Source organism: Pseudoalteromonas sp. CST2 (assembly GCF_028599385.1).
GTDB classification, from domain to species: domain Bacteria; phylum Pseudomonadota; class Gammaproteobacteria; order Enterobacterales; family Alteromonadaceae; genus Pseudoalteromonas; species Pseudoalteromonas atlantica.
The window spans coordinates 186,294-201,178 of the sequence record NZ_JAQREO010000006.1; the positions used below are offsets into that span (position 1 = coordinate 186,294).

Sequence of the window (14,885 nt, forward strand, 5' to 3'; positions counted from 1 at the left end):
TATGGAAACATTAAACACATGTTCAAACACACCTTTGCTTAAACAAACCACCTGCGCTTATTGTGGTGTAGGCTGTGGGGTTGATATTTCATTATTAAATAATACCCCAACAAAACTTGAAGGCACGCGCGAGCACCCCGCTAATTTTGGCCGTTTATGTGTTAAAGGCACGCACTTGCTTGACACCATCGGCACTGATAATCGCTTAACATCGCCCCTTATTGATAACGAACCCGCCAGCTGGGATACGGCAACTGATTACGTTGCCAACAAATTTAACGCCATTATTAAAGAGCATGGACCGGAGTCGGTTGCGTTTTATGTATCGGGGCAGTTACTTACTGAAGATTACTACGTTGCCAATAAATTAATGAAAGGCTACATAGGCTCAGGCAATATAGATACAAACTCAAGGCTGTGTATGTCATCGGCGGTTGCCGGTTATAAACGTGCGTTTGGTGAGGACGTAGTACCATGTACCTACGACGATTTAGAGCAAACGGAGCTACTTATTTTAATTGGCTCAAATGCGGCGTGGACTCACCCGGTGCTTTACCAGCGTATGGAGCGCGCAAAAAAGCTTAATCCAAACATGAAAGTAGTGGTTATCGACCCGCGAAAAACCGATACAGCCGAACTTGCCGATACCTTTTTAAATATAAAACCAGGCAGCGACGGGGCTCTTTATAACGGCTTACTTAATTATTTAAGTGAACATAACTATTTAGATACGCAATTTATAAACGCGCATACAAACGGCTTTGAAACAGCGCTTGCAGAGGCTAAAAAGTGGAGTGTAAAAGCGGTCAGTGATTTTTGTGATATCGACGCGCAGCTAGTCAGTGACTTTTACGCCTTATTTGCACAAAGCCCAACCGCTATTAGTTTTTATTCAATGGGTATTAACCAATCAAGCTCAGGGGTCGATAAGTGTAATGCCATTATAAATGCGCATTTAGCGTCGGGCAAATTGTTAAAGCCTGGCTGTGGCCCGTTTTCAATAACGGGGCAGCCTAATGCTATGGGCGGGCGTGAAGTAGGGGGCTTGGCAAATCAATTAGCAGCACATTTAGACATTGAAAACGACGCTCATCAACAGTTAGTGCAACGTTTTTGGCAATCGCCAACAATAGCTAAAAAAGCAGGGTGTAATGCGATTGATATGTTTGATGAAATCGCCAAAGGGAAAATAAAAGCTATTTGGGTAATGGCAACCAACCCGATGGTGAGCCTACCTAATAACGCAGCCATACAAAATGCACTTGAGCAATGTGAGCTGGTGGTTGTGTCTGACTGTATTGCTAAAAGTGATACGCTAAAATTTGCTAATGTGGCGTTCCCATCAACCGGATGGGGCGAAAAAAACGGCACAGTGACTAATTCAGAGCGAAGAATATCGAGGCAGCGCCCTCTAGTTGAGCCATTTTCGGGGGCTAAAAACGATTGGCAAATAATGTGTTTAGTTGCTCAAAAAATGGGTTTTGAAGGATTTGATTTTACAGACCCCAGTGGCATTTTTGAAGAATGGGCACAACTGACTGATTTTGAAAATAACGGTGATAGGCTATTAAATTTATCAGCCTTAGTGGGGCTTTCGCAGCAGCAATACGATAACTTAAAACCGGTTATGTGGCCGGTACTAAAAAATGAGCCATATAAAAACGGGCAGGTTTTTGTTAATAATCAATTTAGCACCGCAGATAAAAAAGCCCGCTTTATACCTATAACGCCCAAACTTCCTGTGCAGCAAACATCAAGCGATTACCCTATTGTAATGAACTCAGGGCGAATACGCGACCAATGGCATACAATGAGCCGCACCGGAAAAAGTACAGCCCTTTCTACTCATATAACGCGCCCATATATTGAAATAAACCCCACTGATGCCTGCAAATTAAACATAAAAGCAAACGATTTAATAACTGCCAATGCTAAAACTGGGCAAGTGACGGCTCATGCAAAAGTGACGAAGGCCGTGCGAAAAGGCGAATGTTTTATGCCTATTCACTGGAACAAGCAATTTGCCTCATCCGCTACGGTAAGTGGGCTCTATCAATCGGTTGTAGACCCTATTTCGGGCCAGGCTGAGTGTAAGCATGGTGCTGTTGATTTAGTTAAAGCGCAGTTTGCTCAGTACATGCAAATTTTTAGCAAAACAGAGCTTAATATTAACAGTGATTTTTGGCTTAAAGTTAACGCAAGTAATTGTGTTAACTACCAGTTAGCGCTCAATGAGCCGCAAAATGATTTGCTTTATTATTGCCAAACACTGACCGGGTTACAAGGGCAGTGGTCGGCAATGGGCAGTGCAAAAGCGATGCATGTTCAATGTATTCAAAACGAGCAGTTAGTGTTTGTTGCAGTTATTTCGTCGGCTCAAAAAGACATATCACTTGAATGGATAAATCATTTATTTGCAGAGCCTTTAATAACCTTTAGCCAATTACAGTCATTGTTGTATGCCACGCCCGATGAAGAATTTACCCAAGGCGCGCAAGTATGTAGTTGCTTTAAAGTACGTGAGCAACCCATTATAAACGCCATTAAAAGTGGTGAAAATACAGTAGAACAATTGGGGTCTAAACTAAAATGCGGCACTAACTGTGGGTCGTGTAAAACCCAGTTAAGCCAATTAATAAAGCAGCATACTACGCAAAACGCTAACAGTATTGATGTTGCAGTTGAAATGTAAATAAACAAGGAAGCATATGCTTAATGATCAATTTGGTCGGCAGTTTAACTATTTGCGCCTCTCAATTACCGATGTGTGTAATTTTAGTTGCACCTATTGTTTACCAAACGGGTATCAGTGCGATACCCCGCGTAACTTTTTAAATAAAAGCGAAATAAACACCTTAGTAAATGCGTTTGCGCAATTAGGCACAAAAAAAGTGCGCATTACAGGCGGTGAGCCGTGTTTACGCAGTGATGTAACCGACATTATAAAGCAATGTAAAAATACTCCAGGTATAGAAAAAGTCGCCATAACAACGAATGGTTTTAACTTATTTAATAAAATTGATGAGTTTTACAGTGCTGGCCTTGATGCGCTAAACATTAGTATAGATAGCTTAAACCCGAGCATGTTTAAATTAATTACAGGACACGACAAGCTAACTCATATTTTAAAAGGAATAGACAGAGCAATTGAGCTGGGTATAAAAGATATAAAAATAAATGCAGTGCTGGCTAAGCAATTTAATAAAAACCAATTAAATGATTTTTTAGACTGGGTAAAACATAAAAAAGTAACGGTACGCTTTATCGAATTAATGGAAACAGGTAATGGAGCCACCTTTTTTGAACAAAACCATGTAAGCGGGCTAAGTGTTAAAACACAGCTTTTAGCACAAGGTTGGTTACAGGTAGTAAGAGGTAAATTAAACGGCCCTGCAGAGGAGTTTTGTCATCCCGATTTTGAGGGGCGCATTGGCTTAATTATGCCCTACAGTAAAGATTTTTGTAAAAGCTGTAACCGATTAAGAGTATCGTCATTAGGCAAATTACATTTGTGCTTGTTTGCCGAGCGGGGAATAGATTTACGTCCGCATTTAAATGCGCAAGATACGCCAGCCACTGTAAACGCTATTCAAGCGGCAATGGGCAACAAAACCATTAGCCATGAGCTCGACAAACGCTTAACGGGCGCCACAACTCATTTAGCTATGTTAGGCGGCTAAATATGAGCAGTAAAGCCGTGTTTACAGGGGTTGTACTCGCTGGAGGGCAATCATCAAGAATGGGCAGCGATAAAGCCAATCTCATTTTAAAAAATAAAACCTTACTGCAAAATGCATGTGAGTTATTAACAGCAGCAGGAGCAAGTGATGTACTTATAAGCCGTAATGTACAAAGCGCTACTGTGCAATACATAGCTGATATATACCCAGATTCTGGCCCGCTTGGCGGGATTTATTCAACCTTAATAGCAACAGAGCAAGATATACTTGTAACCGCTGTTGATATGCCATTGCTTACTTGCACTTTATTATCGCAAATTGTATCTGCAGCAAGCGATAACCCCCACTTTCAAACAAATCAGCCACAAATACATGCGTGGCACTTTGAAAATGAACCGTTACCCCTGTATATTCGTAACACCCAAAGCGTTAAACGTCATTTAAAACAATTACTCGTAAACGCAAATAGTCATAAATCAATTAAACAGTTTACCCGTAGTATTGGTGTGCAAACGCTAAAATGTAATAAAGCGCATGCACTTGTTAATACCAACACACCGGCGCAATTTAAAGCTGTTAACGAGCAATTTGACCAACACAAACCTAATTTATTGAGAAGAACCCTATGAGCCACACAACTGAGTCACAAATCGCATTAAACATTGCCGTAATGACAGTAAGCGATACACGCGATGAAATTACGGATACTTCAGGCCATTATTTAATTAAAGCCCTTACTGAAGCAGGCCATCACTTAGCTGATAAAGACATAGTTAAAGATGATGTTTACCAAATGCGAGCGGTTGCATCGCAGTGGATTGCCGATGACACCATTCACGCTATTTTAGTAACCGGTGGTACGGGCTTTACCGAGCGTGACTCAACACCAGAGGCATTTGCACCGCTGTTTGATAAAAGCGTAGATGGATTTGGAGAGCTATTTAGACATATTTCGTATGGCGAAATTGGTAACTCAACTATTCAATCGCGTGCGTTGGCGGGCCTTGCCAATAACACCGTTATTTTTTGTATGCCTGGCTCTACGGGCGCATGTAAAACAGCCTGGACAGGTATTATAAAAGATCAGTTAGACTCAATGCACAAGCCATGTAACTTTGCCCCGCATATTACTATTGGTAAAAAATGCGAATCGCGAGAGCAATAATATGCTGAGCCACGTAGATGAAAACGGCCAAGCAAACATGGTTGATGTATCGCTAAAAGAGGTCACTCTGCGCGATGCATCTGCCGAGGCCTACATTAAAATGAGCAAACAGGCTTTTGAGCAAGTGTTGCTTAATCAAAATAAAAAAGGTGACGTGCTAGGCGTAGCCCGAATTGCGGGTATTCAGGGCGCTAAAAAGTGCGCTGATTTAATTCCGCTTTGTCACCCGCTGGCACTGAGTAAAGTAGCCGTTGATTTTGAACTTGATGAAGCAAATTGCCAAATTAAAGTTACTAGCTACTGTAAATTGGCGGGCAAAACGGGCGTTGAAATGGAAGCACTCACCGCTGTATCTGTGGCGACCCTTACACTATTTGATATGTGTAAAGCTGCCGATCCGCTTATGGAAATACACGGTATGCGTGTAACGCAAAAAGCAGGAGGCAAGCATGGCAGCTGGCAGCGAGACTAATTTAAATGATACTGATGCAGCGGCAGGGCATGTAAACGTACTGTTTTTTGGCCAACTAAAAGAGCGCCTAAAGTGCGATAAGTTAACCGTTGATATAGCGTATACCCTTAGCATTAAAGCGTTTAAACACATGCTGGTTGAGCAAAACCCGCACTGGCAGGCATGGCTTGAAGAGCGTGATGTATTGTGTGCGCTTAATCAAACTATGTCATCAAGCGATGAGCTTGTAAAAGCAGGGGATGAACTTGCTTTTTTCCCACCAGTGACAGGTGGCTAATGAGTATAAGCATTAAAGTACAAACGCAGGATTTTTCAGTAGGCGAGCAACATGACGCACTTTGCAGTAATAACAAAAGTGATGGTGCCGTAGTTACTTTTACAGGGCTTGTGCGAGAATTTAGTAGCGGCGATAACGTAATCGCGCTTGAGCTTGAACACTACCCAGGTATGACTGAGCAACTACTGCAATCGATAGCCGAGCAAGCGCAAACACGCTGGCAACTTGCCCGTATAAGCATTATTCATCGAGTCGGCTATTTAGCCCTTGGTGAGCAAATTGTATTTGTTGGCGTAACCTCCCGCCACCGCCAAGCCGCGTTTGAAGGCGCACAATTTATAATGGATTACTTAAAAAACCACGCCACGTTTTGGAAAAAAGAGCATTTTAAAGACTCCTCAAACTGGGTTGAGTTTAAACAAAGCGACAAGCAAGCGTTAAACAAGTGGGAAAAGTAGGTCTGTGTAAGCCTATATAAATGCGTTTATATAATATTAATGAAAAAATTTATCTCAAAAAGAGAATCAATAGAGTCAGCTTACCTTTGGATAGCGGCTCTACTTATTTTTATAATTATGTTAGAGCTATTAACTGGCTGGTCAATTGGGTCCAAAAGCTCTCCGAGTCAATCTTTAAATATTAATCCGGAGCAGTTTTGGCTGGAAATAAAACTTCAATGCGGTTTTGTTTCATGGGCAATTTTTAGAGCTTTTATTACATTCCCACTTTTTAGAGCGACTTACAATGGTATGCTTCGCTTTAGAGAAAAACACAAAACCATAGCAAATATCCTTTTCTATGTACTTACCCCTGTATTTGTAGTGTTTCTTATTTTAACTTTGTTATATATTTTTGACTTATAATCTTACTTTGTTGATCATCAAGGATGAATGATGAAACTTACGCACTCTTACTTTTAGCTATAATCAAAGGTTTAAGATGAAAATAATCTCTACCAACATCTCTAAAATAAAAACGGTTGAGCATAACGGCAAAGCCATTAAAACAGGTATATTTAAAACACCAACCAAAGAGCCGGTTGTTATTGAAAAGCTAAATATAATAGGAGATGAGCAAGCCGATTTAGTCAATCATGGCGGGGTGGATAAAGCGGTTTATGCGTTTTCGCACAATCATTACGATTATTGGAAGCGCACCCTTAAAAATGATGATTTAGCAGTCGGAGCCTTTGGCGAAAATTTCACAATTTCAGACCTTGATGAGCAAAACATTCACATAGGGGATCGTATTCGTTTAGGTACTGCACTGCTTGAGGTAAGCCAGCCCCGTGTGCCGTGCTTTAAATTGGCTATTGCACTTAATAATAAACAAAGCCTAAAACTTTTCACTCAGTATTACCACACAGGTGTTTATTTTAGAGTGCTTGAGCAAGGTGTTGCTAAAACGGGCGATGCAGTGACTATTGAACATAAAGCTGAGCATAACATTTCGGTTAAAACGTTGTTTCAGGCCTTTTTTGATAAACAATACCCAGATTATGAAAGCGTATTATTAGCAGCACTTGAACTACCCGAGCTTGCACTTGAGTGGCAAACTAAAATCAAAAAGAAATTGGGGAGTTAAAAGAGCGCTATTAAAGCTGTATTACCCTTAATAAAAGCTCACTTTTAGCTGTATTATTTAGTTTGTTAAGTGAGCGACCGCTGATAAGTATTTGCACACCAATTGGCTTAATGTCTCGTATTGCTGTTTGTTATTTACCGGCTTACTAAAATCACTACTTACCGCCACTGCGCATGCCCCCGCTGCAAACCAATGTGTTAGGTTGTCTAAATTAATGCCGCCTACGGGCATTAATGGCACATCAGAAAAAGGCCCCGTTAGCGCTTTAAAGTAATTAATCCCCATACTGCCTGCCGGAAAAACTTTAATAATATCGGCGTTATACTCTATTGCATTGGCAACATCGGTAGGAGTGAGTGCGCCCATTAACACAGGTAAACCATGGCGGTGAGCAAGCTCTACCACGGCTTGATTAGTATTTGGTGTAACTATAAATTGCGCACCGGCATCAATCGCTTGTTGCGCAAGGGCGGTGTTAATTATTGTGCCAGCGCCAATGAGAGTATTTTTATAAGCAGCGCGTGCTTTTGCTATTTCTTGCTCAAAGCCAGGTGTATTTGAGGTGATTTCTAGCGCGTTAATGCCTGTATTAACTAAGCAATTAATTAAGGGGGCTACATCGCTTTGTTGCTTTAAGCGAAGTATAGCAACTAACTTATGTTGCTTTATTTGGTTGCTTATTTTTATTCTGTTGGCATTTAAAATTTGGCTCATAATGTCACTTCACTTTATTTAATCCAGAGTCACACGTGTAACAGCAATCGGCAATAATACTTAATTATTTTGGGGCTAAACGCGTTAAAAAGCTCTCATTTTTATCATTTTGAATAACTAAATAGCGAATTTTTTGTCTAGTTATCAACACGCTTTTGCACCCTCAAAATAGAACACTTAACAAAACGAATTGGTATAAACGTTTTTTTCTCATAAAAAAACCGCTGAAATATCAGCGGTTTTTTATAAGTAATAAATTACATTACACGCATGCCTGGCTCTGAGCCATCGTCTGGGTTAAGAATGTAAATTTCTTTACCGCCAGGGCCTGCAGCTAATACCATACCCTCTGACATACCAAAGCGCATTTTACGAGGTTTAAGGTTTGCAACCATTACAGTCAGTTTGCCTTCAATGTCTTCTGGTGCGTAAGCCGATTTAATACCAGCAAACACTTGGCGTGTTTCGCCGCCTAAATCCAGCGTAAGTTTAAGTAGCTTATCGGCGCCTTCAACATGCTCTGCTTTTGCAATTTTAGCAACGCGTAAGTCTACTTTTGCAAAGTCATCAAATTCAATTTCATCCGCAATTGGCTCTTTTGCAAGTGGGCTATTAGGGTCAATTGTTACTTTTGATTCTAGGCTTTCTTTTGATTCTTCAACCATTTTGTTCACTTTATCCATTTCTACACGTTGCATGAGCGGCTTAAATTTATTGATAGGGTGTGCAACAAGTGCATTTTGAACGCCATCCCATGCTAAGTCGTCATTTAAAAAGGCTTCTACGTTTGCAGCCATACCTGGTAATACAGGTTTTAAATAGGTAATTAAAACACGGAACAAGTTAAGGCCAAGCGAGCACACTTCGTGCGCTTCTTGCTGTTTTGCTTCGTCTTTAATGAGTACCCATGGCGCTGCGGCATCAATAAATTGGTTGGCTTTGTCGGCTAGGGCCATAATTTCACGAATTGCGCGGCTGTATTCACGGTTTTCATAATGGGCGGTAATGCTCGGTGCAGCAGCTTGAAATTCTTCAAGTAGTTCAGGCTGCATAATTGTGCTACTTAATTTACCGTCAAACTTTTTAGTAATAAAGCCTGCACAGCGGCTTGCTATGTTTACTACTTTACCTACTAGGTCTGAATTTACACGTTGTGCAAAGTCTTCTAGGTTTAAATCAAGGTCAATAATACCGCTGTTTAATTTAGCTGCGTAGTAATAACGTAAGTACTCTGGGTCTAGGTTATCAAGGTAAGTACGTGCTTTTATAAACGTACCCTTTGATTTAGACATTTTTTCGCCATTGACGGTTACAAAGCCATGTGCAAACACGTTAGTTGGCTTTCTAAAATTAGCGCCCTCTAGCATGGCTGGCCAAAATAAGCTGTGGAAGTAAATAATGTCTTTACCAATAAAGTGATAAAGCTCAGCATCAGACCCTTCAGCCCAAAATGCATCAAAGTCGAGGCCTTTTTCGTCACATAGATTTTTAAAGCTTGCCATGTAGCCAATTGGCGCATCTAGCCATACGTAAAAGTATTTGCCCGGTGCATTTGGAATTTCAAAACCAAAGTAAGGCGCATCGCGGCTAATATCCCACTGTTGCAGGCCATCGGTAAACCACTCATCTAACTTATTCGCCATTTCTTGCTGAATAGAGCCCGAGTGTAGCCACTCTTTAAGCATGCCTTCAAATGCTGGCAGGTCAAAAAAGTAATGCTCTGAATCTTTTAAAATTGGCTCTGCACCTGACATTACCGAGCGCGGGTTTATTAATTCGGTTGGGCTGTAAGTTGCGCCACACGAGTCACAGCTATCGCCATTTTGGTTTTCAGACTTACACGTTGGGCAAGTGCCTGTTACAAAGCGATCTGGTAAAAATATGCCTTTTTCAGGGTCGAATAACTGTGAAATAGTGTGCTTTTTAATATGACCCGCATCATTAAGGCGGTTATAAATAAGCTCACTCAGCTCTTTATTTTCTGAGCTGTGGGTGCTGTGGTATTTATCAAACTTGATGTTAAAGTCGGCAAAGTCGCGCTGGCGTTCAATGCTTACATTTTTAACCATTTCTTCAGGCGTGATCCCTTGCTTTTGCGCATTAAGCATAATTGGCGTGCCGTGAGCATCGTCGGCGCAAACATAATAAGCTTCGTGGCCTTGTAGCTTTTGAAAACGTGACCAAATATCAGTTTGAATATATTCCAATAAATGGCCTAAGTGAGTAGGGCCATTTGCATAAGGTAATGCGCTGGTAATGAGGATCTTTCGCTGCGTCATAATCATTCCGAATTGAGGATAAATCACCATTTTTACTACAAAAAAGGCGGTTATCATTAATTTATCCATAAGCTTTGGACTAACGGTACGCGCAGCTTATGGATTTTTGTTAATTGACTGGTGTTAATGCCCTGAATGTTACATAATTCTGTGGCACTTTTCATCAAAGAAACGCTATTTAATTGCTATGTTTGGACTGTCGAAACTATTCTCCTCTAAATCGGTGCAAAAACAACCGATTATTACTGCCTTAGCGGCGTATCGAAGCGCGGCATTTGCCGTAGGTATTGATGAAAGTTTTATTGATACCATTTCGCAAAATGACGATAAATCAATACACATTAAAATAACGCTGCCATTTGCGGCTCAATCAGAAATGCCGTTAGTTGAGCAGCACGTAAGTGAAAGTATAAATACACCGGTTACCATAGACTCTGTGGTGACTATAAAAGAGCCTGCAAAATTTAAAGCCATTAAACACATTGTGCTGATTGCCTCAGGTAAAGGGGGGGTAGGAAAATCCACGACCGCTGTAAATTTAGCCGGGGCGCTTAAAAGCGAAGGCGCTAAAGTAGGGATTTTAGATGCTGATATTTACGGGCCTTCTATTCCTATGCTTTTAGGGCTTGTGGGTGCAGAGCCACAAACCAAAGATAACAAACTGCTTCAGCCATTTGATGCCAACGGCATTAAAGCGCAATCAATCGGCTTTTTAGTGCCAAGTGATGACGCAACGGTATGGCGAGGGCCAATGGCATCGGGAGCGCTCAACCAATTATTAAACGAAACTGATTGGGGCGAACTTGATTACTTAATTGTTGATATGCCACCGGGTACGGGCGATATACAGCTAACAATGAGCCAAAAAGTGCCTGCCAGCGGCACTGTTATTGTGACGACACCGCAAGATTTAGCCCTTGCCGATGCGCAAAAAGGCATTGCAATGTTTAATAAAGTTAACGTACCTGTGCTTGGGCTTATAGAAAATATGAGTCACTACATTTGTAGCCACTGCGGTGAAGCCAACCATGTGTTTGGCAAAGATGGCGCAGAAAAACTTGCCCATAAACACGGCGTACCGGTGTTAAGCCATATTCCACTTGCCATAGATATTCGTGAATACTCAGAGCAAGGTAAATTAATCGCCAGCGATACCAGCGCGGCTATTAGCAACACATACAGCGCAGCGGCAAGACTGATTGCCAGCACGCTTTTTTATCAGCAGCACCATCACAGTGTTGAGATAGTGATAACGCAGGACTAAGAAAAAATGAGACTCTCAGATACCCATATTAAAGAATATTTAAGCGATGGCCGCATAGTGATTGAGCCTGCGCCGACTAACGAAATGATTTCGGGTGTGACAGCCGATTTGCGTTTAGGGAACAAATTTAGAACCTTTAACGCACATAACGCAGCTTACGTAGATTTAAGTGGCCCTAAAGATCAGTTAAATAAGGCTATGGAATCAATCATGAGTGAAGAGATTGAGCTTGCCGACGGCGAAGCTTTCTTTTTACACCCAGGTGAGCTGGCATTGGCCATTACGCATGAAAAAGTTACACTTCCTGCCGACATAGTAGGCTGGTTAGATGGTCGTTCATCACTTGCCCGCTTAGGTTTAATGGTGCATGTAACAGCGCACAGAATCGACCCAGGTTGGAGTGGTAATATTGTTTTAGAATTTTACAATTCAGGTAAGTTGCCACTAGCGCTGCGCCCAATGATGAAAATTGGTGCAATGAGCTTTGAAATGCTTTCAGGACCCTGCGAAAACCCATACAACATTCGTAAAGACGCAAAATATAAAGATCAAAGTAGTGCGGTAGCAAGCCGCATTAGCGACGATAACCTATAACAATATAAAACTATTAAGCGTTTAAATGGCTTTGTTTTGCTAGCTTAAACGCTTAATAACTTATATCAATGTGCATTATTGCTTACACTGATATTAAATGTGTTTTTTATTTCTGGCTTTATAAACGAGTAAAAACTCGACTAATATAGATAATAAAATAACTATAATTACAATGCCTTGAATAGTGTGTAGCCTTTTAACCCTGTCAACACTCTCTTTTTCGTACTGCATAACCACCGTATTAAACGCTTTTAAAAGCGGCTCTTTTGCTAAAGAAAAAAAGCTTTCTTGCGCTGTATTTAAATTAAGTGTTTGTGTTTTTAACTTTAGTACTTCTTCAACTCTATCTGAAAACATACTTAATTTTTTATCGACATTAATAGGCTCTTTAAAATACATTGCTAACAACTCCTTAGATAGCGGGCTTTCATCGCCTAATACTTGCGCCCCATAATGCTCACTTAATAAGTATTTATGATTATTTTTTAAAGAGTTTAAAGCATTAATGGCCAGTAATTTAGAATCCTGCGAGCCATACATTAAGTACTCTAAAGTAAACATGCTCACCCGTTGCGAAAGCATTCTTTGTTGACCACTTACATTTACGAGTTTTCCAGTATCGGTTTGCGCTTCAATGACTTCATCAAGCATAAAGTGAATACAGATAGATAAAATTGCAATTACAGTTAAGGGAACAATATAAACAAAAGAGATAGCGCCATGCTTTTTATTTGAAAAATCAGTATTTACCATTTAATTGCTACTTATTTTAAAATTATTAATGCTTTAGGATAGGATAGATTAAATATAAGATTTTTCACGTAATTAAAGTTTACAAGGTAGTTTGTGGCTTATTGAGATTTATGAAGTGCATAACCTAGTAGTTCAAAATACTTATTAAGCGCTTCATTTGCTTTATTAATATGCTGAGCACTTGGGTATATCAAGTTACTGCTTTTTAAGCCACTAACCAAAAAGCTATTTTGAATAGTGCTGTGAGCATCTATACAGGCTTCAAAGCAGCGCGCGGCTAACTCCTCAGGCATACTCATGTAGTTCATGTTATGCGCTTGGTCGTGTTTTATGCACGTTTGTACAAATTCATTCGCATCTTCCCCATCAAAATCTAAAAACACGTTTTTGTAAAAATCGTTTAGCGCACTATTAAGTGGGTGAGATAAATTTGGCGTATTTGAAAGCCACAGCTTTGAAGCAAAACCAAAGCGAGGTTTTGCATTAAATAAATGCTCGCTTATATGGTGATCAAACGCATGAAACCATTCGTGAGCCAATGCGCCACCGCCCGCATTTTTAGCTAAAGCAAGGGTTTGTGAAGCTGCGTTATAATGCGCTTGTACGCCTTTTTGACCACCATGCCCAAAGGCAAAATTTAGTTTGCCGCGCAGGCCAATAGCTTTGGGCGGTAAATGTAATATTTGAGCAAGGTCGGCGAGGGCATCGTAAATTAAGTTTGCACTAATAAAATGCTCTTCTTTGGTCACCCATTTTCCTACAACCATAGATCTAAAGCCAAAGGTGTCTCTAATATCGCTAAAGTCAACTTGGTCGTCAAAGCGGTAGTCTGGCCCTTTACGAGTGAATCCGCGTTTTAATCTGTTTGGGTAATTACGCATTTACATTTAATGGTGGCTAATTTAAGTAACGTGCTTTTACGTGTTCGGGCATGTGTTGGGTTTGTTTTTGTATTAATTCGTCTAATAAATTGTAAAGTGGAGCAGGGTTTAACTGCTCTATTAACAACAAACTATGTGCAACGGCCTCAAGCGTAGAAAGACTGTCGGCTCTGGGAGCTTTTCTAATAGCGTAACGGTTTTGCGGTAACTGCTTAAAGCTCACTGTTTTAAATTTAGTGAGTAGCGGGGTCAGCTGCAAAATTTTATAGGCTTTTTTCCAGGTGCCATCAATCACGATTAAATGCGTAATGTTACTTAAGGCTGGCTTTGGGTTTGTATCATCTAAGTAGGTGGCGTGCTCATTAGGGTAGAGCAGTACAGTGGAATCCAAAGGTAAAGAGTTGAGCATGGCAAAGTCGGTGTTATTTTCCCCTTTGATTATTTTGCAGTCAGTTAGGCTCAAATTAAGCAATTTTGCCGTGTTTTTCGCTATTTTTTCTTCATTGGGGTGTTGTAGAATAACCACGCTAACTTTATTTGTTAAACGTTTAATGGCCCCGCATATACAGGTAGAGGGCGTAAACAAACAGCGTTCACAAACTTGGCGAGTCATTAATTAAACTTTTTATTGCGAGTGTATTTTGATAATTATACATTTATAAAGTAATAAAGTTGGATTTTTTTACGCATAGATATACAGTAATACTATTAATTATAAAATGACACGGAATGTTTAGAAGGGCTTAAAATATGACAGAAGTACAAATAGATGAGGCTGCTCTAGAAAGTATGCAGTCGTTACTTGGTGAGCAGTTTAAAGATACACTTGAATTTTGCTGCAGTGAATTTGAGCGCCTTGGTAATGAAGTAATTGCAACCATTGGTAACGATAAAGAAGCGGCGATTCGTCATGCCCATAGTTTAAAGTCGAACGCGGCTCAGTTTGGTGCCACGAGTTTATCTGATGTAGCCCGTGATATTGAGCTTAATCTCAATCAAGATAACTTAGCGCAAGCTGTAACGGCATCTACAGATTTATTGGCGCAAGTAAGTGGTTCGCAGGCCCAATTAAGAGCCTGGGTAGAGTCTAATTAATATTATTTGTTAACGTGAATTTATTTCAGTATTAAGCAACTAATTACGCTGGCATTTTACGCCTTTACTAGGGTAGTCTTAGACTTTACTAGGGCGTGTTTGGCCTCTCGATAATAAATTTGATCAC

Annotated in this window: 17 protein-coding genes; 12 read left to right on the forward strand and 5 right to left on the reverse strand. The window is 40.5% G+C overall.

Going from position 1 to position 14,885, the window contains the following annotated elements; all coding sequences use genetic code 11:
• Window position 1: 1 nt before the first annotated feature.
• The 9 genes from PSH41_RS10615 (at window position 2) to PSH41_RS10655 (ending at window position 7,178) form a co-directional block, all read left to right on the forward strand.
• On the forward strand, window positions 2-2,692 hold the full coding sequence (locus PSH41_RS10615; RefSeq protein ID WP_273589682.1) for a nitrate reductase: 2,691 nt from the start codon (window positions 2-4) through the stop codon (window positions 2,690-2,692).
• A 16-nt stretch (window positions 2,693-2,708) separates the two neighbouring features.
• A complete protein-coding gene (gene moaA, locus PSH41_RS10620) occupies window positions 2,709-3,680 on the forward strand; it encodes a GTP 3',8-cyclase MoaA (RefSeq protein ID WP_273589681.1) in 972 nt (323 codons plus the stop codon).
• A 2-nt stretch (window positions 3,681-3,682) separates the two neighbouring features.
• On the forward strand, window positions 3,683-4,309 hold the full coding sequence (locus PSH41_RS10625) for a molybdenum cofactor guanylyltransferase (protein ID WP_273589680.1): 627 nt from the start codon (window positions 3,683-3,685) through the stop codon (window positions 4,307-4,309).
• Entirely contained in the window at window positions 4,306-4,845 is a 540-nt protein-coding gene (gene moaB / locus PSH41_RS10630) for a molybdenum cofactor biosynthesis protein B (protein ID WP_004587753.1), read from the forward strand. The genes PSH41_RS10625 and moaB overlap by 4 nt, the downstream gene beginning before the upstream one ends.
• Window position 4,846: 1 nt before the next feature.
• The gene (gene moaC / locus PSH41_RS10635; protein ID WP_273589679.1) at window positions 4,847-5,317 is read left to right on the forward strand and encodes a cyclic pyranopterin monophosphate synthase MoaC; all 471 of its coding nucleotides are present in this window, start codon (window positions 4,847-4,849) and stop codon (window positions 5,315-5,317) included.
• The gene (locus PSH41_RS10640) at window positions 5,295-5,594 is read left to right on the forward strand and encodes a MoaD/ThiS family protein (protein WP_273589678.1); all 300 of its coding nucleotides are present in this window, start codon (window positions 5,295-5,297) and stop codon (window positions 5,592-5,594) included. The genes moaC and PSH41_RS10640 overlap by 23 nt, the downstream gene beginning before the upstream one ends.
• On the forward strand, window positions 5,594-6,052 hold the full coding sequence (moaE, locus tag PSH41_RS10645) for a molybdopterin synthase catalytic subunit MoaE (protein WP_055253242.1): 459 nt from the start codon (window positions 5,594-5,596) through the stop codon (window positions 6,050-6,052). Before PSH41_RS10640 ends, moaE begins: the two co-directional genes overlap by 1 nt.
• A 39-nt stretch (window positions 6,053-6,091) precedes the next feature.
• Window positions 6,092-6,457: a hypothetical protein gene (locus tag PSH41_RS10650; protein WP_055253245.1), complete on the forward strand. Its 366-nt coding sequence runs from the start codon at window positions 6,092-6,094 to the stop codon at window positions 6,455-6,457.
• Between the two features lie 76 nt (window positions 6,458-6,533).
• Window positions 6,534-7,178, forward strand: coding sequence for an MOSC domain-containing protein (locus PSH41_RS10655; protein ID WP_273589677.1), 645 nt, complete (start codon window positions 6,534-6,536; stop codon window positions 7,176-7,178).
• Between the two features lie 57 nt (window positions 7,179-7,235).
• Here the strand turns inward: PSH41_RS10655 and PSH41_RS10660 are convergent, their stop codons facing one another.
• Window positions 7,236-7,892 (reverse strand): bifunctional 4-hydroxy-2-oxoglutarate aldolase/2-dehydro-3-deoxy-phosphogluconate aldolase, encoded by a 657-nt coding sequence (locus PSH41_RS10660; RefSeq protein WP_273589676.1) that lies wholly within the window; start codon window positions 7,890-7,892, stop codon window positions 7,236-7,238.
• Window positions 7,893-8,149: 257 nt separating this feature from the next.
• Window positions 8,150-10,171, reverse strand: coding sequence for a methionine--tRNA ligase (gene metG, locus PSH41_RS10665; RefSeq protein WP_064385641.1), 2,022 nt, complete (start codon window positions 10,169-10,171; stop codon window positions 8,150-8,152).
• 187 nt (window positions 10,172-10,358) lie between these two features.
• Here metG and apbC point away from each other — a divergent pair, with 187 nt between their 5' ends.
• Both apbC and dcd read left to right on the forward strand, forming a co-directional pair.
• Window positions 10,359-11,435 carry an iron-sulfur cluster carrier protein ApbC gene (gene apbC / locus PSH41_RS10670; protein ID WP_273589675.1) on the forward strand — a complete coding sequence of 359 codons (1,077 nt, stop codon included), beginning with the start codon at window positions 10,359-10,361 and terminating at the stop codon, window positions 11,433-11,435.
• A 6-nt stretch (window positions 11,436-11,441) separates the two neighbouring features.
• Window positions 11,442-12,029, forward strand: coding sequence for a dCTP deaminase (gene dcd / locus PSH41_RS10675; RefSeq protein ID WP_004587761.1), 588 nt, complete (start codon window positions 11,442-11,444; stop codon window positions 12,027-12,029).
• Between the two features lie 93 nt (window positions 12,030-12,122).
• Here the strand turns inward: dcd and PSH41_RS10680 are convergent, their stop codons facing one another.
• The 3 genes from PSH41_RS10680 to PSH41_RS10690 form a co-directional block, all read right to left on the reverse strand.
• A complete protein-coding gene (locus PSH41_RS10680) occupies window positions 12,123-12,782 on the reverse strand; it encodes a type IV pili methyl-accepting chemotaxis transducer N-terminal domain-containing protein (RefSeq protein ID WP_273589674.1) in 660 nt (219 codons plus the stop codon).
• A gap of 98 nt (window positions 12,783-12,880) precedes the next feature.
• Window positions 12,881-13,663 (reverse strand): CLCA_X family protein, encoded by a 783-nt coding sequence (locus tag PSH41_RS10685; RefSeq protein WP_055253256.1) that lies wholly within the window; start codon window positions 13,661-13,663, stop codon window positions 12,881-12,883.
• A 16-nt stretch (window positions 13,664-13,679) separates the two neighbouring features.
• The gene (locus PSH41_RS10690) at window positions 13,680-14,276 is read right to left on the reverse strand and encodes a tRNA-uridine aminocarboxypropyltransferase (RefSeq protein WP_273589673.1); all 597 of its coding nucleotides are present in this window, start codon (window positions 14,274-14,276) and stop codon (window positions 13,680-13,682) included.
• A gap of 137 nt (window positions 14,277-14,413) precedes the next feature.
• Here PSH41_RS10690 and PSH41_RS10695 point away from each other — a divergent pair, with 137 nt between their 5' ends.
• Window positions 14,414-14,758, forward strand: a complete 345-nt coding sequence (locus PSH41_RS10695) for an Hpt domain-containing protein (protein WP_004587765.1) — start codon at window positions 14,414-14,416, stop codon at window positions 14,756-14,758.
• Window positions 14,759-14,885 lie beyond the last annotated feature (127 nt).